The 22,126-nt window shown below is 50.7% G+C and carries 18 protein-coding genes; 7 read left to right on the forward strand and 11 right to left on the reverse strand.

The genetic code is table 11. From position 1 onward, the window contains the following. Window positions 1-66: 66 nt before the first annotated feature. From ACKFKH_RS28800 to ACKFKH_RS28820, 5 genes are all read right to left on the reverse strand, one after another. Complete coding sequence (locus ACKFKH_RS28800) at window positions 67-381, reverse strand: hypothetical protein (protein ID WP_446861801.1); 315 nt, start codon at window positions 379-381, stop codon at window positions 67-69. Between the two features lie 279 nt (window positions 382-660). After that, the gene (locus ACKFKH_RS28805) at window positions 661-1,236 is read right to left on the reverse strand and encodes a hypothetical protein (RefSeq protein ID WP_446861802.1); all 576 of its coding nucleotides are present in this window, start codon (window positions 1,234-1,236) and stop codon (window positions 661-663) included. Between the two features lie 154 nt (window positions 1,237-1,390). Beyond that, complete coding sequence (locus ACKFKH_RS28810) at window positions 1,391-3,631, reverse strand: amylo-alpha-1,6-glucosidase (RefSeq protein ID WP_446861803.1); 2,241 nt, start codon at window positions 3,629-3,631, stop codon at window positions 1,391-1,393. A 306-nt stretch (window positions 3,632-3,937) separates the two neighbouring features. After that, a complete protein-coding gene (locus ACKFKH_RS28815) occupies window positions 3,938-7,111 on the reverse strand; it encodes an ATP-binding protein (RefSeq protein WP_446861805.1) in 3,174 nt (1,057 codons plus the stop codon). 91 nt (window positions 7,112-7,202) lie between these two features. Then, entirely contained in the window at window positions 7,203-7,469 is a 267-nt protein-coding gene (locus tag ACKFKH_RS28820; RefSeq protein WP_446861806.1) for a hypothetical protein, read from the reverse strand. A gap of 359 nt (window positions 7,470-7,828) precedes the next feature. On the opposite strand from ACKFKH_RS28820, the gene ACKFKH_RS28825 reads away from it, so the two are divergent. The 3 genes from ACKFKH_RS28825 to kaiC all read left to right on the forward strand — a co-directional run bounded on the left by ACKFKH_RS28825 (window position 7,829) and on the right by kaiC (window position 10,774). Next, window positions 7,829-8,719, forward strand: coding sequence for a circadian clock protein KaiA (locus ACKFKH_RS28825; protein ID WP_446861807.1), 891 nt, complete (start codon window positions 7,829-7,831; stop codon window positions 8,717-8,719). Window positions 8,720-8,780: 61 nt separating this feature from the next. Next, on the forward strand, window positions 8,781-9,095 hold the full coding sequence (gene kaiB, locus ACKFKH_RS28830; RefSeq protein ID WP_446861808.1) for a circadian clock protein KaiB: 315 nt from the start codon (window positions 8,781-8,783) through the stop codon (window positions 9,093-9,095). A 125-nt stretch (window positions 9,096-9,220) separates the two neighbouring features. Beyond that, complete coding sequence (gene kaiC / locus ACKFKH_RS28835) at window positions 9,221-10,774, forward strand: circadian clock protein KaiC (RefSeq protein WP_446861809.1); 1,554 nt, start codon at window positions 9,221-9,223, stop codon at window positions 10,772-10,774. Between the two features lie 2 nt (window positions 10,775-10,776). On the opposite strand, the gene ACKFKH_RS28840 is transcribed toward kaiC, so the two are convergent. Both ACKFKH_RS28840 and ACKFKH_RS28845 read right to left on the reverse strand, forming a co-directional pair. Further along, entirely contained in the window at window positions 10,777-12,036 is a 1,260-nt protein-coding gene (locus ACKFKH_RS28840) for a glycosyltransferase family 4 protein (RefSeq protein ID WP_446861810.1), read from the reverse strand. A gap of 3 nt (window positions 12,037-12,039) precedes the next feature. Further along, complete coding sequence (locus ACKFKH_RS28845; protein ID WP_446861811.1) at window positions 12,040-12,333, reverse strand: DUF2470 domain-containing protein; 294 nt, start codon at window positions 12,331-12,333, stop codon at window positions 12,040-12,042. Between the two features lie 101 nt (window positions 12,334-12,434). Here ACKFKH_RS28845 and ACKFKH_RS28850 point away from each other — a divergent pair, with 101 nt between their 5' ends. Continuing rightward, a complete protein-coding gene (locus ACKFKH_RS28850) occupies window positions 12,435-13,931 on the forward strand; it encodes a hydroxysqualene dehydroxylase (RefSeq protein ID WP_446861812.1) in 1,497 nt (498 codons plus the stop codon). A gap of 37 nt (window positions 13,932-13,968) precedes the next feature. Here the strand turns inward: ACKFKH_RS28850 and ACKFKH_RS28855 are convergent, their stop codons facing one another. Both ACKFKH_RS28855 and tnpC read right to left on the reverse strand, forming a co-directional pair. Continuing rightward, complete coding sequence (locus ACKFKH_RS28855; RefSeq protein WP_446861813.1) at window positions 13,969-15,480, reverse strand: UbiD family decarboxylase; 1,512 nt, start codon at window positions 15,478-15,480, stop codon at window positions 13,969-13,971. Between the two features lie 164 nt (window positions 15,481-15,644). Then, window positions 15,645-17,009 carry an IS66 family transposase gene (gene tnpC / locus ACKFKH_RS28860; RefSeq protein ID WP_446861814.1) on the reverse strand — a complete coding sequence of 455 codons (1,365 nt, stop codon included), beginning with the start codon at window positions 17,007-17,009 and terminating at the stop codon, window positions 15,645-15,647. Between the two features lie 385 nt (window positions 17,010-17,394). Here tnpC and ACKFKH_RS28865 point away from each other — a divergent pair, with 385 nt between their 5' ends. Together ACKFKH_RS28865 and ACKFKH_RS28870 are read left to right on the forward strand one after the other, a co-directional pair. Then, window positions 17,395-17,955 carry a hypothetical protein gene (locus ACKFKH_RS28865; RefSeq protein WP_446861815.1) on the forward strand — a complete coding sequence of 187 codons (561 nt, stop codon included), beginning with the start codon at window positions 17,395-17,397 and terminating at the stop codon, window positions 17,953-17,955. Window positions 17,956-18,039: 84 nt separating this feature from the next. After that, a complete protein-coding gene (locus ACKFKH_RS28870) occupies window positions 18,040-18,219 on the forward strand; it encodes a hypothetical protein (RefSeq protein ID WP_446861816.1) in 180 nt (59 codons plus the stop codon). 69 nt (window positions 18,220-18,288) lie between these two features. On the opposite strand, the gene ACKFKH_RS28875 is transcribed toward ACKFKH_RS28870, so the two are convergent. Beyond that, window positions 18,289-19,170, reverse strand: a complete 882-nt coding sequence (locus ACKFKH_RS28875) for a helix-turn-helix domain-containing protein (RefSeq protein WP_446861817.1) — start codon at window positions 19,168-19,170, stop codon at window positions 18,289-18,291. A gap of 301 nt (window positions 19,171-19,471) precedes the next feature. On the opposite strand from ACKFKH_RS28875, the gene hppD reads away from it, so the two are divergent. After that, window positions 19,472-20,587, forward strand: coding sequence for a 4-hydroxyphenylpyruvate dioxygenase (gene hppD / locus ACKFKH_RS28880; RefSeq protein ID WP_446861818.1), 1,116 nt, complete (start codon window positions 19,472-19,474; stop codon window positions 20,585-20,587). Between the two features lie 172 nt (window positions 20,588-20,759). Here hppD and larB read toward each other — a convergent pair whose 3' ends face one another. After that, a complete protein-coding gene (larB, locus tag ACKFKH_RS28885; RefSeq protein ID WP_446861819.1) occupies window positions 20,760-21,545 on the reverse strand; it encodes a nickel pincer cofactor biosynthesis protein LarB in 786 nt (261 codons plus the stop codon). Window positions 21,546-22,126: the final 581 nt, after the last annotated feature.

The following is a 22,126-nucleotide window of genomic DNA, read 5'->3' on the forward strand; positions in this document are numbered from 1 at the left end:
CAGCTTGTTACAAGTATTAACGAGCAGTTAAATTGCAATCCAGAAGCTTTAACAAACCAAAAGCTGCTAGTAGTTCCAGCGGTCTACTATCTCTAACATTTTGTTTGCAGAGATTAAACTTACTGATCCGTTTTTCCGCTTCTCTTTCAACATGCTTGAAATTTCAGCAAAACACCGAAAAGGTTGGTGACCCTTATTCTTACTAATTTCTTGCAATCCCGCAACGATTTTCTTAGCTTTGTTAGAGCCAAGAAACTCCAGTTTGCGTTGCACATAAATCGCGATTTCTGGTTCTAAGATGCGGTTGAAGGCATCAATAGGAGGAATAGGTTTAGGTGAATTTGCTTCACTCAGCGTACAACGAACTACACTCAGGATCACTCGATCGCAACTGATTCAGCAAGAAGCAGAACTTGTGATCGCTTCAGCCGCACTTACTATAAAAGAAGCTGCGCTTAGAATTCCTTGATCGCAGCCAAATGTAGGAGAAGGAGTTCTGATTGCGGGAGAAGCCTCGACTATGACAACTCACTTGCTGCTTTGGATCGCTGCATCAGCAATAAGAAAAAGTTAAGCGACAGTAAGCAACGCATAAGCGTGACAAACAGAACAAAGGGTGCAACTCGTGAGCAGAACGATCGCATTCATCGCACCATTGCTTCAATCTGGGAAGGCAAGACCTGTTTTGGGATCGCGAATATACAGACCTAAAACCAGCGAATCGAGGACTTGATCCCAGACTGGAGTCAGGCGATCGGCTTGATCTGCCCAATAGTCAAACGTAATCAAACACTGCACGTTAGACCCCAACCCGATACAGATTCGAGAGAAGGCTTCCCGGTTTTCTCCAGCATCGATAAATTTGACTTCTGTCCAGACAATGCGGGCGGTTTGGCGCTTGAGCGTGATGATTTCCCCCGTTTCGATCACGTTGCGCTTTTCGTCTTCCACAATCTTCTTGAGCGTGTGCTGAAGAGGAAACAGACTCCAATCTCCTTGAGGTAGACGGTTAAACGACATTTCTAGACGACAATCATCATCGGGGGGCTTGCGATCGAGAAACTTAAACGACTTGACATCTGGCTCAAAATGCCAATCATGGGGCACATCAAAGCGCACGGCCCCGCGATCGGCGACAAATATTTTGTATCCTGGTTTCGATTGCCAGCGATGGTCTTCTTTCAGTTCCAACGTCTCTTTAATCCAGCGAAGGTCGTCTTTTTTGCGCTTTGCCATAATCTGAAGGAGTGAATAGAATTCGACAAGGGAAGCGGTGCTGTCATGCTATCCAAAATTTGCCATTTGTATCCCGATCGCTTCATTTATTATCCAGAATTTGAGAGCGTTGATCGCTTGATTTGACTTCCCAAACTCTGGATTTCTCAAACCTTTACGCTTCGATAACGACTCGCAAATTGCCCCGCTTTTTAGAGACTCGACAAGACGTAGAAGACCCCGATCGCTCAAATTCTAGATCCAATAACGTCTGACCGACTCGCAGGTTTTGTAGCGACAAATAATTGATCGACTCCGGCAAAGAGGGATCAATAATTCGCAGATAGTTTCCAGGCGCATCGGGCACCAGGTTGACAATCATATGCACCAGTTGAAAAATGCTGCCCGTCGCCCAAGCCTGCGGAGAACAAGCGACTGGATACTGCACCGGGGCATTGTCGTTGGTGCGATCGTAGCCACAAAACAACTCTGGTGGACGCTGATACGGCTGGTGACGCGTCATATCCAACAGTCCTTTACACAGTTCTAGCGCCTGATCGATCAAACCGAGAGACCGTAGACCGATCGCAATCATCGCATTGTCGTGAGGCCAGACCGACCCAATGTGATAGCCCATCGGATTGTAGGCCGGCGATGACTTGCTCAAAGTACGAATGCCCCAACCATTAAACATATCCGGCCCGCGCAGCCGTTCTGCAACACTGTAGGCTTTCTCTGGCGTGAAGATGCCCAGATTCAAACAGTGACCGGGGTTAGAGGTGATGCTGTCTACATGATTGCCGTCTCCATCCAATGCCAGCGCACAGAAATCTTGATCCTCCATCCAAAAGTCTCGATTAAAGCGCATCTTGAGATCTCTGGCTTCTTCTTCCCAGCGATCGGCGAGATCGATCCGCTTCTTCATACGCGCAATCTGACTGAGGCGCACTTTGGCCGAGTAGGCGTAGCCCTGCACCTCACACAGCGTAATGGCTCCCCGTGCAAGCTGTCCTTTACGATTCACAATGCAGTTGTCCGAATCTTTCCAACCCTGGTTATCGAGTCCACGCTTTGATTTGCGGGCGTAGCTGAGGTAACCCGTTTCTTTGAGGTTGCGATCGATCCACTCCATCGCGGCCAGTGCGTTGTACCACAGCCGATCCAGGGTTTCATGATCCGCCGTCCAGGAGAAATATTCTGCGTAGAGCATGATCCAGAGTGGCGTAGCATCGACCGTGCCGTAATAAGGCGTATGGGGGATTTCTTGACAGCGGGCCATTTCGCCAAACCGGATTTCGTGCAAAATCTTACCGGGCTGTTCGTCGCGCCATTCGTCCTCAGATTTGCCCTGGTAGTGGGCCAAAATCGTCAGCGTCTCACGGGCAATCTGGGGATCAAGCAACAGCGTTTGAGAAGCGGCAATGATCGAGTCGCGCCCAAATAACGTCGAAAACCAGGGAACCCCCGCCGAAAGCGCCTTATTCTTACCAAAGCTTTGACGCAAGAGATATACGTCCTGTTCTGCCCGCTCGATCACACGGTTAAACGTGCTTTTGTCCGATCGAATCTGCGTTACTTGCTGTTGCCAGGTTTGCTCCTCCATCGTTTCGGCCGCTTTGGCTTGAGACAGCGTGTAGGGGGCGTTAACGTGGGAAACCGATCGTCCGTTGCCCAACATTTGCAGCCGATAGCCCAGAGTTAGCGTCTCGTGAGAAGCCATCTCCAGTTTCCAGACGGCGGTGTAGCCTTTGAGAAAATCGGGCTGATGGTGAGAAAATTGCAGGCGTGATTCGAGCAAAGTCCCGTCTAGACCCTGGTAAGCGAGCGACATCTCAACCGGGGGGCGATCGGTTTCGTCGTCCAGAAGATCTAAGGAATGGGTGTCGGGGAGCGATCGCAGCAGTTTCCCACGTTGTTCTCGTTGGGCACCGCGCACTTCAAACAGATCGATAAAGTCGGCATCAAAGCTGAGACTGATCTCAAAACTGACGGCTTCTGTGCTGTAGTTGGCGACTTCGATTTCTTCAAACAGTCCCCCATTCAGCACCAGTTCTCGCTTGATGCCAATGTATTCCGCAGGAATCTTTTCGAGACGAGGATTGGTACACAGCACTGAGAGAACGAACCCTTTTTCGGCGGTGCTGCTGAGTAAAATTGGGGGACGACCATCGATTTGCATTTCCAGGCGACTGAGAAAGCGAGTGTCGTTACAAAATAACCCCATGCTGCCATTGCGGCCGTCGTCCGCATTTCCGCCAATGTTGCCAAACGTGTCCGTGAGCAAAAAGAGATCATCATCTTTTAATGTCAAGACAGGCTGGGGACGCTCGTTGAGAACGCAAGCCCACTCTGGGATCGGCAATTGGTCTGCCGGGACGAACTTTCTACCGTCAAATTCAATGATATCTGGGGACATGAAGCCAAGTTTTTCCAGTGATGTATGGGGTTTCTGGAACCAAATTTAATCTGGTTTTGCCGGAAGATCGTCGGAGTTTTAGCCTAAATCCGGATGGTTAGTATTTTAACTTTCATCCGTGCATGATTGCCCGTAGATCAGGATTTCACTCCTTAGTTTTGCTTAGTTAAATCGACGATTTTCAGAATGGTTGAGATGCAAAAAATCAAAGTCGCTCAGTTCTGAAATCAAACTTCCGTACAATTTCTGGGAATCTGAAAACTCAATGTACTTTTGAATACAATGATCTAAATTTTCAAGAAATAGCTATGTCAGGATTTGATTAATTTGATTCAGCAATTCTTCCATTTGAAGCGACTGGGGCAAGATGGGGATGGCCAATTCGCTCAGCAGTTCTGAGAAGGTTTTGACTTCGGGGGAGTCGATCGCGCCCGATTTTTGACGATGATCCAACACGAGAATCGGCGGCTTTGATTTGAGCGATTTCAGGCTTGAGACGGCTTGTAGCGTCGCCGAATAAATCTTGGTGTCGTGCCAGCAAATCAGCAGCAGATCGACGCTTTGAGACTGGAGTTTTTGCAGGACTTCTGCCCACGATCGCCCCACAGTCCCCCGAAATCCAGCGGTCTGAATATACTGCATCATCGCCTGTACCCATTCAGATTCTCTGGCAGATTCATGATTGAGATGTGCCAGGTCGATCGCCAACACAGACGGCCGCCACGCAAACCCCGCCGCAACTTGAATCACCTGCAACAACGCTGAGGTTTCTGACTGTCCCGATGATACAGACTGTTCCATTAAGGGCGCGAGACAAGGAAAGATCGACAGTCCAGCAATTTGGTTGGCCGCTTGAGTCGTGGCTTGATCCAGCGTGACGATCGGCAACGAAGCCAAAAACGACTGCTCACTCAGACGACGAATGTAAGCGATCGGGTCGGGCATGGCCGCGTCTAACAAAACAATATTGGGCTTCCACACCTGAGCCAACAGTTCAGCTTGTTCGAGATCGTCCGCTTCTAGGACTCGGTAATTGTGGCGATGCAGTAAATGATTGAGGTCGATCGTTGCCTGTTGCCCAATGCGGCTTTGTTCTCCATAGCGAGTCGGACTGAGCCGTAAGATCACCAGACTTTCGACAGGTTTTTCCGAGGCTTCGCTGGGTTCTGCGGCTTCGGTCAGGTGGGCCAGGGTTTGTTTGAGGGCTTTGCTGGCGATCGGTAAGCTTAAGAAACCATCTGCCTGATTGCGAGTTGCCTGTTCGCGATCGCCCCGTGTGGCGGTGACAATTACGGGAATGTGCTGCGTTTGGAGATCGGCTTTGAGCAGGGTTAGCACGTCCCAGCCTGACAGTGTGGGTAAGAGCGGATTGACGAAAATCGAACAGGGTTGCAGCCTGCGGGCTTTTTCGACCGCTTCGGTGCCCGATCGGGCGATCACGACTCGATAGCCCAATTCAAACAGTTGCTCTGAGAGATGCTCGATCGATCTCACAACAGCTTCGACGACGAGCACCAGACGATTGTGTCCAGTCCGACAGGCTTGAAGAGGGGAAGTGCCCAGAGCGATCGTGGGCTGAGGGTGAGTCGGCGGCAACAACAAGGTAAATTGACTGCCCTGACCTTCTTTGGAGACAAACGACACATCACCGCCGTGTAGTCTGGCCAATCGCTGTGTGAGAACGAGTCCCAATCCTGCCCCTTCAAACCGTCGTGTTAAGGGATTCTCTAACTGCTGAAATTTCTGAAAGATCAAATGCTGCTTTTCGGCAGGAATGCCAATCCCCGTGTCCCAAACCGTAAAGGTAACCCAGCCTTCCCAAAGATTGACGCGCAGCCCAATTCTGCCCGGTGACTCAGTAAATTTGAGCGCATTTGACAGCAGATTGACCAACATCTGACGCAGCCGCATCTCATCTGCGACGAGGGTTTCTAGCCCAGGTTCGATTTCCAGCACAAAAGAAGGGGCAGCCGAGTCAACTTCCTGTCCCGCTTCAGGCTTTGCTTCTTCAGATCGCACTTTTTGCGCCTGTTCAAAGGCTCGATCGCACACACTGAGAACGTTTACAGGTTCCAACGAGAGTTCTAGCTGGCCCGTTTCCATGCGGGTGAGGTCGAGAATGTCGTTGACGATCGCCATCAGGTGCCGACCGCTACGATAGATCAGTTGAGCATAGCGAATTTGTCGTTCGTTTAATCCCCCCGATAGCTGGTCTTTGAGCAGACTCGACAACCCCAAAACCGCCGTTAGAGGCGTTCTCAATTCGTGACTGATGCAGGCCAAAAATTCATCTTTGAGGCGGTTAAGCTGCACCAGGTCAGCATTTTTGGCAGCCAACTCTCTCGCTAACTGCTGCTGTTCGGTGACATCTTGAGCCAGTACCAGCCACAGACTTTCTTCTGTAACCCAGGGGCGCGGTGTTGTCGCAGGGTCGCCGCCGTCCAATTTAGCCAGGCGAAAATCTTCAAGCGACCACTGATCACTCACCACGGGCATTTGCCACAGGTCAGTCAGCCCCAGATTCATCTCTGGCAACATTGCCCCCAACGGAATCTTGACCAACTGCAAAATCCGTTCTTGACCATTCTTGAGCGGACAAGCACAAATACAGGTGTTGGGCGTTGAGCCGATGTGACACAGGCTGGCTAAAGCAGACTCGCTAGAAGTGCCGATCGACCGTTCCCACGAGTCAATGCGCGTTGAGTCTGAAGGGTGATGCGCCGCAAACTCTAAGACGGCATCGGCATCCCGTTGTACCCAGCCCGGATCGACAATTTCACCAAACTGCTCGTGCCACAAAGCGTTTTGCGCCAGCGCCTTTCCAGTACTGGTTTGCAGCATCAGCGGCAGCGGCAATCGTTCCAAAAACTGCATCAGCGGATGGACGGCAGACGATTCTAAAAGGGGTTTTGGTTGAAGCTGAGAGCGAAGTTTGGCAATTTGAACGCGCAAATGCTGCTTGAGACCATCAAATTCGAGCGGAATCTGTGTAGAACCTGCGATCGAGCCGACTTCTTGCGGGTAACTCGCAGAGATTGGCGTTTCCTCAACCACGGTCGGGGTTTGAGACCCTGCTTCCAACTCGATCAGCTTTCTCACATAAAAACTATCAATCAGTCCTTGAAAATGACGATCGCCATCCACCAGGGCCCAAAATCGCTCCGTCTGATCGCGAAATTCGATTGCACACTGGCTCAACGACAGGTCACCCGGCAACGCAGGCAATGGCTCCAAAAGCGGGGCACCCACAGCCGACAGAGCGCGTTTAAAGTCAATCAATAAAGTCGTCGTTTCGGGATTGCCGGGCATCAGACTGCGAAGTTGAATCAGTCCGATCGGGCAGCGTTGTTCATTGATTACTACCAGGCGATCGCAGCCTCCCCGACTAAAAACTTCCAGCACCTCGGCCAGCGTGTCCGTCTGGAAACAGGTCGGTGCAGGTTCGAGAAAATCGCTGAGACAGGCAGTGTTCATGAACATAGGAAACCCGCTAGAGCAATAGGATAGAACTGAAGCGGTAGCACTCAACCGATCAACTCCGATCAATTAGATCGTATAGATCGTATTGGATTCACGGATTGAATCGTGGATCAACCCCTGTGCCACCGTTCTGCGGGAAGAAAACGCCACTCAGAACCCTTATTTTAGAACCTTGCTCTAATAAAGGGCAGATTGTTGCATTCTCGAAATCATTAGCAACAAAGGCAAATATAGCGCGCTTGAATGCCCTCCCAATGGGAGATGCTACGCTTTTGAAGCCTGCCTTTGTCCTGCCTTTGTATTGATGGATCTGGATGGGGCGATCGTTGAAGAAAAATCCGATGCTACTTTTCTTCATTCGATACCTACAGCCAGCGTTCTACAAAACACCTTCCCACAGCAGAAAAATTGACTTCAATAAACTCATCGAATCGTTCTAAAAAAACATCTAAAAAACTATAGAGAGCTTTAGTTGCTTAACCCTGCTCTAGACAACTTTCTGTCTAACGAATCATTGAGAAGTGTGAATAGTCCTCCATCCACCTTGATACTGAACTTAATCGGTTGTGAAATCGCTGCTGTTGGCGTAAACAACCTCAATCAAATATGATGGCTCTTAACAAATATTAAGTAATTCTGTAGAAATCCCCTAGAGTTTCTGTGCCTCAAAGGATTTCTTAGCGTTGCCGTTCTTCATCCCCGTGAGTCTATCTAGCCTTGACTGCCTCCCCTCCTCCCCTGCCGCGCCCTCACTTATTTGTGTGTCTGTACCTGAGTTCAGAACTGCTGTCTCAAACGATTCGGCAGTCTTTGGGTGTCGATCGCTATCTGGTTGCTGCGCCAGAGTCGGATGAAGCCTTTTTCAATCTGATCGAGCATCAAAAACAGCAGCTTGATTGTCTAATTCTTGACGACACCGCCAACTTGCCCCATTTAGCCAACTGGCTCCACGGAAAGGCCACCCTTTTGCCGCTGCTGATTTTAGAGCGAGAAGCGGGCGATCGTGCTCTAGACAATCTCCCTGAGCCAGCTTTTCTCTATCACATGGGCGAGGTGCGGATCTCTGCAAACCAGACAGAGCAACTAACCCAAGGCATTGAGCGGGCAATCAGCGAATTTCTCAATCTGTCTCCTGCCTGTCGGCTTCCGGGCAGTCGTGCTCTCGATTTGACCACCGACCTGAGCGCCCAAAACTTCTTACTTTTACAACAGCGACGACTCACCGAAAAGCTCAAAGAGCGACTGGGCTATTTAGGAATTTATTACAAACGCAACCCAAAAAACTTTTTTCGCAACTCTTCTAAAAAAGAACAACAGGAATTTTTAACTCAGTTAAGACTGGACTATCGAGCAATCATTTTGAATTACTTTTCTGAAGGAACTGCCTTAAATCAACGAATTGATGACTTTGTGAATACTGCTTTTTTTGCAGATATTTCAGTCGCTCAAATTGTTGAAGTTCACATGGAGCTAATGGATGAATTTTCTAAACAGCTAAAATTAGAGGGGCGCAGCGAAGAAATTTTGCTGGATTATCGACTGACTTTGATCGATACGATCGCTCATCTCTGTGAAATGTATCGGCGCTCAATTCCAAGAGAGTCTTAAAGGCTTACACTTATTCTTCTTTGACTGTCTACCGTTCCTTCAGCCTGCTAATCGCTAAACTATGAGTCCCCTAAAGAAGACCTACGTTCTCAAACTCTACGTGGCAGGCAACACGCCTAACTCCATTCGTGCGCTCAAGACCCTAAACAATATTCTTGAAAAAGAGTTTCAGGGAGTCTACGCGCTAAAGGTGATTGATGTGTTGAAAAATCCTCAGCTTGCGGAAGAAGACAAGATTTTAGCGACTCCAACTCTGGCCAAAATTCTACCGCCGCCTGTGCGTAAAATTATCGGGGATCTCTCCGATCGAGAAAAGGTTTTAATCGGGCTAGACCTTCTCTACGAAGAACTGCGCGAGGAAGAAATTGATAGTTAAATCGATCGTTAAACAATTCGTCAAACCAACCCAAAAATCTGGTTAGATAGACTCATAGTAAAGAAATGTAACAGAGCGGGTGTCCATTTTTAGAAGTTCGCTCCACTTGTTTGAAAATCAACCTTATGAATCCAATTAATCAAAGCCTCCAAAGTAGTCAAGTCGATATGGCAGGTGTCCAAAAAATCAGCACCCTGATCGAGGGCTTCGATGATATTAGTCACGGAGGGCTGCCTGTCGGTCGCACAACGCTTGTCAGTGGCACTTCAGGAACCGGGAAAACCCTACTGGCGGTGCAGTTTATCTACAACGGAATTACTCAATTTGACGAGTCTGGTATCTTTGTCACCTTTGAAGAATCGCCCGCTGACATCATCAAAAACGCTTTTAGTTTTGGCTGGGATTTACAGAAGTTTATTGATGAAGGCAAGCTGTTTATTTTAGATGCGTCTCCCGATCCAGAGGGGCAGGATGTTGTCGGCAATTTTGATCTCTCAGCCCTGATCGAGCGGATTCAATACGCCATTCGCAAATATAAGGCAAGACGGGTGTCGATCGATTCGGTAACGGCTGTCTTTCAGCAATATGATGCGGCTTCGGTGGTGCGTCGCGAAATTTTTCGATTGGTGGCCCGACTCAAACAGGTGGGGGCGACGACGATTATGACCACTGAGCGAGTGGAGGAATACGGCCCGGTCGCGCGATTTGGGGTCGAAGAATTTGTGTCCGACAACGTGGTGATTGTGCGGAATGTTTTAGAAGGAGAACGCCGACGACGCACGATCGAAGTTCTCAAGCTGCGGGGCACGACCCACATGAAGGGCGAATATCCGTTTACGATCACCCGTAATGGCATCAATATCTTCCCGTTGGGGGCGATGCGGTTGACTCAGCGATCGTCCAATATTCGCGTCTCGTCAGGGGTGACTACGCTGGATGGCATGTGTGGCGGCGGTTTCTTTAAAGACTCGATCATTTTGGCGACGGGTGCCACCGGGACTGGAAAAACGCTGCTGGTGAGTAAATTTTTGCAGGAAGCTTGTCAGCGAGGCGATCGGGCGATCCTGTTTGCATACGAAGAATCCCGCGCCCAGCTTTCTCGAAATGCGTATTCCTGGGGCATCGACTTTGAGGATTTAGAACAGAAAGGCTTGCTAAAAATTATCTGCGCTTACCCTGAATCCGCCGGACTGGAGGATCATCTGCAAATCATCAAATCAGAGATTGCCGAATTCAAACCGTCGAGGATTGCGATCGATTCCCTCTCTGCTTTGGCGCGAGGTGTGAGCAACAATGCCTTTCGTCAGTTTGTGATTGGGGTGACGGGCTTTGCCAAACAGGAAGAAATCACCGGGTTTTTCACCAACACCACCGATCAGTTTATGGGGTCACATTCGATCACCGATTCCCACATCTCGACGATCACCGACACGATCATCATGCTGCAATACGTCGAGATTCGCGGCGAAATGTCTCGTGCGCTCAACGTCTTTAAGATGCGCGGCTCGTGGCACGATAAAGGCATTCGGGAATACACAATCAGCGCTCAAGGCCCCGACATCAAAGACTCATTCCGCAACTTTGAGCGAATCATCAGCGGCTCACCGACCCGAATTGCAGTAGACGAAAAGATGGATCTCGCCCGAATTGTTAAGGGCGTAAAGGACGAGAAAGAGTAGTTCTAAAAAGAGTAGTTTTGAATTGAATCCTCCTCACTCCTCACTAGCGCTTTCAACCGTTGTGCAAAGGCAGGTTTGTCAAACAGGTCGAGCGATCGCTCCCTCAGCCAGGTTCCCTCACAGCGGCGATCGTTGCCCTTAAGAATTTCAATACAAGCCGCCGCCACCGCAGACGGATCGCGATGAGGCACTCGCCAGCCCAACTGACCATCTTGGAGCGGATCAGCAGATCCATCAGCATCCCCTGACAAAACTGGAATTCCGCAGGCCATCGCTTCGAGGTAGACGATTCCAAACCCTTCCTGAGACGGCATGATGTAAGCGTCCGCCAAGCGATAATGATCGACCAACGCTTCAGTCGCGACAAACCCTGCAAAGACGACGCGATCGCTCACTCCCAATTCTTGGGCCAGTTTCGCCAGTCTGGGCTGATCGTCTCCTCGCCCAATCACCAGATATTTGACCGTCGGAAAGGCGCGGAGAATTTCAGGCAGCGCCCGAATCGTCACATCCACGCCCTTATAGGGATCGCCTGACCAGAGACGCGCCACGGTCATCAGAACCTTTGAACCTGTCAACTGATAGCGATCGACCAGTTCAACCAATCTCGCCCCCGGTGTGAAAGCAGTGCCGTCGATCGCACAAGCCAACATTTCGACACGGTTGGGATCGATTTCGTTAGCCGCACAGCAGCGATCGCGAGAATATCGGCTAATCGTCCAGATGCGATCGGCTTGCTGAAGTGCTCTGCGTTTATTTTCAGGCAGCGGTTCCCAGACTTCTTTGCCATAGGTCAGCACCGTATAGGGAATGCCCAACGGCTGACAGAGCGCCCGAATCAACGGAGCCAGATTGATGTGACCACAAAAAACCCGTCGCGGTCGATTTTTGAGCAAATGAGCAAACAGAACGGCGGCTAATCGAATTCGTCCCAGACTTACAGAACGAGTCTTCAGATAGTGAAACTTGAGCGAACTTGCCTCAAACGGATTCTCTACATCCGCTCCGTCTCTCAACAAAAAAACATCCGCCCCCCCAACCTGCGAAGAATACGCCTGCAAAATATCCTTCACGTAGGACTGAATGCCACCTTCGATCGAAAAAATTTCCAAAAACACAAACACGTTTTTGAGAGAGGAGGGAGGAGGGAGGAGGGAGGAACAAGCTGACTCCTCGCCTGATGGATTCAGATGATTGTCACTCTCCAACCCAGGTTCTAACCGCCTCGATCCAAGTTCTGCTGCTAACCCTTCTTCCCTCATCCCTCATCCCTTATTACGTGCTTGCTTCGCCATATCAACCAGTGTATGGTGAGCGTCTTCAGCATCTTTTAGCACATGGTCAAACGGAATCCGCAAAGACACGGGTTCTCCATTCACTCGCGCGTTGAGATCCATTCCGGTCGCGTCGATCGCCAACATTTCTGCCTTTGTCGCTTCAGCCGTCTGACCATAGACTTTTGCATACACCAGGATCGCACTGGCATGGTCATCATTCATATGTTTGCAGATGCGATCGCTCACAGCTTTAGAAAACACGTCATTACTAACTTCTGACATTTTCAACAGATCCAATTCACTGTCAGGGATCTTAGCATCAGGAGAATCCAACCCAAAATGCTCGATCGTGCCATCCTAAAAACAGCAGTTTGAGGTGGTCTATGGCGAAGGTGGTGGTCGTTGGGGCAGGTTGGGCAGGATTGGGAGCCACTTATCACCTGGCAAAACAGGGCTATGACGTGACGCTGCTAGAGGCAGGAAGCTATCCGGGCGGATTGGTTGCAGGCTGGAAGACAGCCGGAGGACGGTCTGTAGAAGCAGGCATTCATGGCTTCTGGTATCCCTATTTCAATATTTTCTCGCTGGTTAAAGAGTTGGGGTTGAGTCCCTTTACGCCCTGGACGCGATCGTCTCAGTATTCTCCAGCCGGGTTGGAAGTGGTTTCGCCGATTTTTCAAGATCAGCCTCGACTACCGACTCCCCTTGGCACCTTTCTCTATACAGAATTTCAGCGGTTGCCTCTAATCGATCGGCTTTCTGCGCTGCCTTTGCTGTACTCGATCGTCGATTTTGACAACTCCGATGAAGCCTGGAAGCGTTACGACGCAATCACGGCGCGAGAATTGTTCAAAGATTTTGGCGTTTCGGCACGGCTCTACAAAGACTCGTTTGAACCGATGCTGCTGGTCGGTCTGTTTGCGCCTGGTGAGCAGTGTTCGGCGGCGGCAGCTTTGGGAATGCTCTATTACTTTATCCTCGCTCATCAGCCCGATTTTGATGTGGTCTGGTGTCGCGGAACGGTTGGAGAAATGATTTTTCGCCCGTGGGTTGAGAAAATCGAGGCGATCGGCGGCAAGGTTTTAACGCAGCGGCGGGTGAGTGATCTAAGTTTGGAGGATGGCGATTTTGCCTCGGTTAAAGGCGTTGTGTGTGGGGATGAGGTGTTTGAAGCGGATGCGGTGATTTTTGCCGTGGGCGTGAGTGGAATGCAGAAAATCATCAGCAACAGTCCGAGTTTGCAGCGATTTCCTGAGTTTCGCAATGTGATGAATTTGGGCGCGATCGATGTTTTGGCAACTCGATTGTGGTTCGATCGCAAAGTAGCCATTCCTCGCCCCTCAAACGCCTGCTTTGGGTTTGACAAGACAACTGGCTGGACGTTCTTTGACCTCAACACTCTGCACGACGAATACCAGCAGGAACCCGGAACCGTTGTCGAAGCGGACTTTTATCACGCCAATCAGTTTTTGCCCTTGAGCAATGAGGAAATTGTGGCGATCGTTCACCGCGATTTGGCGACCTGTCTTCCTGCCTTTGGCGATGCCCGCGTCGTTGATAGTAGTGTGATTCGCCTGCCCAGAGCCGTCACCCACTTTTCACCCGGAAGCTACGCCTCCATGCTGCCCGGCACAACCAGTGTGCAAAACTTGTTTATGAGCGGCGATTGGGTCATGACTCATCATGGCTCCTGGTCACAAGAAAAAGCCTACGTGACCGGGTTAGAAGCGGCTAATCGCGTCATCGATCGCTTCGGTGGCTCTCATGCGACGATTCTCCCGATCGCAGCCGACGAACCTCATATTCAGGCTGCTCGACAAGTGAATCGATCGCTGCGAGATCTCGGTAAAGCCTTACTGCCTAATTTTTGGCTGCCTTGATTGACTCGGATGCCCCGTATCAAAGCGCCCACGAAGCTTACCGCATGTCGTAGCCAAACAGGTTGGGATCGACTTCGCCCGCTTGCAGGTCTGCCAATCCGTATTCTGCCCAGCGACGTTCGACCATTGCCGCCACATCGGGATCGGACTTCAACGGAGCTGCCCAGGGTCGATCGGTTTCGGGGTAAATTTTCGTCGTTGCATCAATGCCCATGCGACTGCCCAAACCGGGCTTCTCAGTCGCAAAATCTAGCGAGTCAAAGGGATTGTCGGGCAAAATAAACACGTCTCTGGCAGGATCAACTTTTGAGGTAATCGCCCACACAACGGCTCTTGGATCGCGAATGCTAATGTCTTTATCGACCACAATCACAAACTTGGTATATGTGAACTGAGGCAACGCACTCCAAAACGCTAAAGCTGCCCGTCGAGCCTGTCCGGGATAGGCCTTGTCGATTGAGATCACCGCTGCCTTATAGCTCAAAGCTTCCATTGGCAAAAAGAAGTCGATGATTTCGGGAACCTGCTGTCTGAGAATTGGGGTGTAAATGCGGTTGAGGGCGATCGCCATCATTGCGTCTTCTTTAGGAGGACGACCGCTAAATGTGGTTAGGTAAATCGGATCTCTGCGGTGCGTCATGCAGTTAAAGTGAATCAAGGGCGCTTTCTCGTTTACGCCACCGTAGTAGCCCATGTGATCGCCTGCTGGCCCATCTACACCTGTCTCGCCTGGGGTAATCGTTCCTTCCAACACGATTTCAGAATCCGCAGGCACTTCTAAATCAACGGTTTTGCACTTGGCAAGATTGATTCCTTTACCGCCATAAATTCCCGCAAACAACCATTCTGAAAGGTCTACGGGTAGGGGAGTCGCTGCCGCCATGATCACTAAAGGATCAACCCCAAGAGCGATCGCCACCTCCAGATTCTTGCCCATTGCAGCCGCTTTTCTCAAGTGCCGAGTCGCTCCCCGCACCGATAGCCACTGCACCGTCATCGTGTTTTTGGACTGCAACTGCAAGCGATACACGCCCACGTTGACAATTTTGGTTTCAGGATCTTTGGTGATCATCAACCCCAACGTCATCACCTTGTTGGCATCTCCGGGATAGACACGCAACAGCGGCAGTTTCGTCAAATCGACCTCATCGTCTTTGAGAACAACCTGCTGGCAAACGGGAAAGAGATCGCGATCGGGTTTCGCCTTAATCACATCAAAAAGAACTTTACCCAGGTCGATCGCTTGAGAAATCTTTTTGGGAGGTCTGGGCTGATACAGCAGCGCCAATTTTTTGCCGAGCGATTCTAACTCCTGGGGGGTTTCCATATTCATGGCGTAGCAGACTCGCTGAACCGTTCCCATTAGATTGATCGCAACGGGATAGGGTGATCCTTTGACATTTTCAAACAGCAACCCCGGCCCACCTCGCTGCAACATTCGGGTCGCAATTTCGGCAATCTCCAAGTCTGAATCTACGGGAGCGCTAATCCGTCGCAGTTGGCCCCGTTGCTCAAGCTGTTTGATAAATCCCCGCAAATCTCTCGCCATGATGAAGCAATGTAAAGGTCTTTTCTCATTATGAGGGCTACCGTGTACACACAAGTTGATTAGATCCATCATTGCCGAGACCCTTCGCCCCCTAAATCCCCCAAAATTGGGGGACTTTGAGCTGTCGTCATGGCTTTGAACTTTGGAAATCTTTCCGTAATTGCTCAACCCGGTTCAAATAGAGAAGGATTGTCAGAGAGGGCTTTCTGAATTGAGTCAAAAGCCGACAAGCCCTGCCGTTTGCCCGTGTTGACAACGGAACGCACTGCTGCAAACAAGTCCCGTCCCCAATCGGAACGAAAGCCGGGGGTGACTTTGCGAAACACGACGCTCATGCGCAAGGCTTGCTCACTGGAATTATTAGTCGGTGGAATCGTCGCATCTTCAAGAAACAGAAATAAGTGGTCTTGAAGCTTGTCGTAGCGTTTCTGTAATCGGATGCCATCCTTTTGTTTCGGTTCAAGCGCTAAGGCTTTCTGCAAGCGACGCGAGAGATCGCAGCGATATTGATAGCGCGTAGAATCGGCAAGGCGTTCTCGACGCTTGTGAATCACAAAGGAGCGGAGCAACAGTTGCTTCATGACAGGTGCAAACACCTGGTCTCCAGCATCGATGGCAAACTGGCAATCTCTCAGTTGATGTGCCAAACAGACTTGCCACTGGTAAGCGGGATGATTTTTCTGGGCACTAAACAAATCAGACACCCAGACTTGCGGACGCTGCTCCGGGAAGACCTCTCGAATCACTTGAGTGCCCCGCGACGGGCGAATCACATGCAGACAGAGCAATTCATTCTGAAACACCCATTCCCACTGCGTCTGACCATTTACCCGCGCACTTGTCTCGTCTGAGCAAACCAGTCGGCTCTGCTGCAAGCGGCTCAAAATCGCCTCGACTTGGGCATCTAATCGCGTCTTGACGCGCGCAAACAGTTGGGCAAGCCCGCCCTCTGAAATGCTCAGTCCAAACACCTCGGCAAACATCTGCGACAAGCGTTGGTAGCTCAGGGCATGACTGTAGCGCCAATAAGTGGCCACACTCTCAATGCTCCGTCCAAAGGGACTACCCGATTCCATTCCCGCGGGCACTGGCGCAACAAACCGCTGTTGGCAGCACTCGCAGTATCCGCTGTAACGCTCTATCCGAGTCACGATTGGCTGCACTGGCGGCAACTCAATCTTGTCATAGCGCCCCTCTAACTGTTGTTGTTCTGCCGTGATTGCTTGCTCACACACCGGACAACGCTTCAGTTTCGCCACAATCACCTGGTCGGGGTCGGGGTGTAACTTTCGTCCGCCGCCTACTCGTCCAACGCTGGCTTGCCGCTTTACCCCCTGTCCTGACACAGGTTGGACATTTGCCTTAAATCCCTTGGACGACGGCAAACTTGAATTCTGGGCTGTTTTCTTCGGGGGCTTGTCTCTGCTTTCTATCTGCCGCTGCAATGCCTCTACTTTTTCCCATAGCTGCTCGATCAAGGCATCTTTTGCCTCGCTTGACAGTTCTTTGAGGTTGGGCAGTTTATCCATCTCTTTACCCTACTCAAATTTCTCTATCCGTCAAGGGGGTTGAGCAATTACATCTTTCCTTTGTCAAAGTCCCCCAGAATGGGGGATTTAGGGGGCTGAAGCCGATTGAAACGAAGCGATTCCGGACTTGTGTGTACACGGTAGCATTATGAGGGAGAAGGGAGAACTTCGATGATCTGCTCCCCTTTTGGGGGTAATCCGCTTCGCGGGGAGGCATAGAGGATGAATTCGTTTTAGAAAGGCAATTTTCGGTTCAAGCTCCCTCACTTGTAGAAGATTTAGGGCATCTCTTGCTAGAACACTCCTCCCTCCTCCCTCCTCGCCCCTCCCTCCTCACTTTCCCGATCGTTTGGGTATCTTAGAAGCACGCTCTCTTCCGGTGCTCATGGCAACTCAGAAAGTCCCCCTCGAAGCCCTACAAAAGATTCGTCGGTATCTTACAAGTGCGCTGACCTTCCCCGATTCCGAGAATCATCCTAAAAAGTGGTCTGCTGGCGGCAAAGAACTACCAGAGCCTGATTCGCTAGATGGACTGGGGGATCTGTTTCACTTTGGCGGTATTCCTGAAGAAACAATTCACAGCCCCAACACTCAAGGGCAATGGTTTATCAGTGCAGTCAATCCTGGGTCAGTGTTAGCCAAGCTACCCGGACTGAGGCTAAAACCAGAAATGCGGCTTGTTAGCTATCTGTATCGCCTTGAGCAAGGGCGCGAGCTAGACGGCATCAACGCAACCTGGGCCCTACCCGAATCCTTAAGCACAACAGCCCATCTTCAAGAGGCCCTGAGAATGGGTGGGGATCGAGACAAGCCGCCTGAGCCAAAGGGCGCACTTGCTGATTTTATGGAGGCGGTGGAGGGCGATCGGTCTCCCATGTCTTACGTCATTGCCTCGATTTTGCGCCGAGAGCTTTTAGAATCTGGTGCATTGGGCAAAACTCGCTAGTGGTCAGACCATCACCTGATCAACTCGCTGCCGTCTGCTCAGTGGCAATGGCGCACTTCAGGGATCAAAGACCTGTCGCCCAAGGTGCGGCTCTTTCCCGACGGCAAAGCAGCCCTGGAGTTTTTCACCTGCCGCAACGCAGGAACGCACTGCTTAGAAACTGCAAGAGTCGCCCTATTTCAGCACCTCGACCAATATTCTCCCAACACTTACCGGGCGCAAAGTTTGGATCGGGCGGTGGCGATCGCCCCAAAAAGTCTCTAGACCAAAGACAGGAGATCAAAGACACTAGACCGAAACTCTAAATGCTGCTTAGTCCCATGTCCAGCGTCCCTAATTCCCAGCAGAAGCGACAGGTGGAAAGCTCACCGATGTGACTGCGCCCAACGCTCCCAAAGGTTTTGCGGTTGTATTGTTAAAGGATGCCGAGACTGCGCCCGCATTGCCCGAACTGATCACCACCTGCTGCTTACCTGACCAGCTTTTTTGTGTGCCCTTGGGTAGCGTTCCCTCGTAGGCCAGCTTGCCGTCCACCTGGACTTCTACCCAGCTTTCGTCGATTAAGTTGACCTTGACCTCGACTGGGCCCGTTGCGACAGCAGGACTGAGACTCGGTGAAGGAGCCACACTCGGACTCGGTGAAACCTTGACGGAGCTTGCAGCAACCACACTCGGACTCGCCTTGGGTGAGGCTTTTTTGGCGGGAGATGAAGCGGCTGATACAACAGGCTTTTGAGTCGAGATCGGTTTGGATGGCTCCGCCACTTTGGGGCGGTTGGCAAGACTGGTGGCGATCAGTCCCAGGACACCCAATCCAACTACGCCGCCGACAACGTAGAGCCAGTTAGGTTGCTTAGAGACAGGAGGCTGATAGACCTCTTCGGGCGGGTGTTGAGGGGCTTCCATCAGATTTGGCTTGGGTGGGGCTTGCGGCTGTTCGATCGAGAACCCCTTTGACAAAACTGTACCGTCTAAACCCAATGCATCCGCGTAGCGACGAATAAATCCTTGAATAAAGACAGGTTCTGGCAACAGATCCAGGCGACCTGCATCGATCGCGCCCAACAATCGCATGGGAATGTAGGTTTTTGCGGCAATTTCTTCTAGGGATATCGATCGCGCTTGACGTTCTTGGCTGAGTTTTGACCCAATTTCTCGCAACTGTTCTGCCTGCCCCGATGACTCCAGATACTCCACACTTCCCCCTCTTTTCACAACTAATCTCACTCTAAAACGATAGAACAGCCTGTACCATCTCAGTCAAGAGTAACGGCTTGGTATCAGTGCGCTGCTCGATTTAGAGATGAGTTCAGTATGATGGAGAATGACGTAAAGAAATGTAAATAAAGATGCAGAGCAGGGTCATCCTTGTCAGCCCAATGAGATGAGTCAGCCCTGTGCGGATATAGAAGCTGAAAAACTGGGGGATGTCTCGATCAATCTGGTTTATTCCTTGAGAGTGACCTGAAAATTCGATAATCGCGGCAAAATCAACAGGCAAGCTTTTTGGACAAATTTGCTGGCTTTTATGAAAATTGACCATATTCATTTTTATGTAAACGATGCGATCGCAGCTCGAAGTTGGTTCGTTGACAAGATGGGGTTTCAAGCGGTTGAGCAGAATCAGAATCATGACACTCAAACGGAAACGATCGTCAATGGTGCCGTTAAGTTTTTGCTCTCGTCGCCTTTAGCCGCGTCCAGTCCTGTCAAGCGTTTTTTACAGCAACATCCTCCGGGCGTAGTCGATGTGGCGTTTTGTGTGCAGGATTTAGAGGCGGTGATAGAAAGGGCGATCGCCCTTGGCACTCCAGTGTTACAGCCGATTCGACTTGACGCTCAAGCAAGGGTCAAATCAGCTCAAATCGCCGCCTGGGGAACGCTGAAACACACTTTGATTGAGCGAACAGCTTCAAGCAGTCCAAGCTTGCTAGATTCCTCACGCTTCACGCCTCACGCCTCACACCTCACACCTCACACCTCACACCTCACCCAATTCACCGAAATCGATCACGTCGTTCTCAATGTCGCATCAGGAGACTTAGGGAAAGCGGTTAGATGGTATGAGGCAGTTTTAGGGTTTCAGCCGCAGCAGATGTTTGCGATTAAGACCGATCGCTCTGGGTTGTGCAGTCGTGTCATGCAGTATCCCGACAGTTCAGTAAAGTTGCCCATCAATGAGCCGACTTCGGAAAGCTCACAAATTCAGGAGTTTTTGGATTTGAATCGGGGGGCAGGCATTCAACATATTGCGTTGCACACTGAAAATATTGTGGAGGCGATCGCTCAGTTTCGTCAGACGGGTTTATCTTTTTTGCAGGTTCCAGACTGTTATTACACGCAGCTACAACAGCGTCCCAGTTATCGGCTTTCTGAGTCTCAACTGATGGAGATTAGAGCGCAACAGCTTTTGGTAGATTGGCAAATCGATCGACCAGAGGGGGTGTTGATTCAAACTTTTACTCAGCCGATCTTTGAGTGTCCGACTTTCTTTTTTGAACTGATCGAGCGGCGAACTTATGCACTGGACGATCGACTTCTACAAGCACAGGGCTTTGGAGAAGGAAACTTTCGGGCGTTGTTTGAAGCGATCGAGCGTGAGCAACTCAGGCGAGGCAGTTTGAAGGGATGAGGAAGAACTGCGATGATCTGTTCCCCCTTTGGGGGTAATCCGCTGCGCGAGGAGGGAGGAGGGAGGAGGGATGAACTGGAACTCTTCTCTTAAAGTCCTCCAGAATTGGCAGCTTGGGGGGCAGAAGCGCTGAACAACGAAGCAAAAAAACTTGCTCAATTAACATTCTCAGCTATTGAGCTTTGAGTCTGGCAGCCGTTCTGAGGATTTGTCCGGCTAGAATTGCGGCCCCAAAGCCGTTATCGATGTTGACGACTCCTACGCCTGCGGCACAAGAATTGAGCATGGTGAGAAGCGGGGCGAGACCGTTGAAGCTGGCCCCATAGCCGACACTTGTGGGAACTGCGACGATCGCACAGTCTGCCAGACCCGCCACCACACTAGGTAAGGCTCCCTCCATTCCAGCCACGACAATCAGCACGTCAGCATCGGCGATCACATGCAGATTGCTCAACAGTCGATGAATGCCCGCAACGCCTACGTCCCAGAGTCGCTTGACGTGAAAGCCAGAAAGTTCTGCTGTGACGGCCGCTTCTTCGGCGACGGGGAGATCAGCGGTGCCTGCCGAGAGGATGCCGATCGTCCCCGGATTCGTGTAGCTCTGAGATGAGTTGGCAGAACGCTTTAGGGCACAGATTCGAGCCATTGAGTAGTATTCAGCATCGGGGATCATCTCTTTGATCCAGGCGTAGGTTTCAGGATCGACGCGGGTAGCCATGACAACGGAGGCTCGATCGCGCATTGCTTCCATAATTTGAGCGATTTGGTCGGGGGTTTTGCCTTGTCCCCAGATCACTTCTGGAAAACCAGTCCGCAGGGCACGATGATGGTCAATGTGTGCAAAGTCTCCGACGGGTTCGTAGTCGAGATGCTTGAGTTTGGTCATGGCTTCGTCTGGGCTGACGTTTCCTTGGGCGACGGCGTTGAGGAGGTTTTTGAGAACTTCGGGTTGAGTCATTTTGAAGTGAGGAGTGAGGAGTAAGGAGTGAGGAGGGACGAATGGGAAGCGGTTTATATCTGAGTTGATGGTCTGAGGTGCGGCGGTGATAGTTTGACGTGAATTCGATGAAATCTTTCGCTGCGGTTGTGAATCTAGGCAGCCCCCTAAATCCCCCACGAGTGAGGGACTTTGAACCCAAAATCTTGTCTGAAAGTCCCCCATTTTTGGGGGGTTGGGGGGCAGAAGCACTGAAGAACGAAGCAAAAAAACTTCATCGAATTCACGTTAATTTGAGGTGGGTTGGCGATACTCAAACAATCAAGCGCGATACTCTGAGGTGAGTTGACGATACTCTGAAGTGGGTTGGCGATACTCAAAGAATCAAGCGCGATACTCTGAGGTGGGTTGCTGATGCTCTGAGGTGGGTTGACGGTGCTCAAAGAATCAAATGCGATACTCTGAGGTGAGTTGACGATACTCTGAGGTGGGAGTGGGATGATCCAGGGTTCGGCAGTGATGGTCTGAGGTAGGCGCAGGATGTCTAGCAAGGGTATGTCAATAGTTTTGTGTCAAAGGTGAAAAGTTAGAGGGGAAATCGG

The organism is Phormidesmis sp. 146-20 (assembly GCF_052939475.1).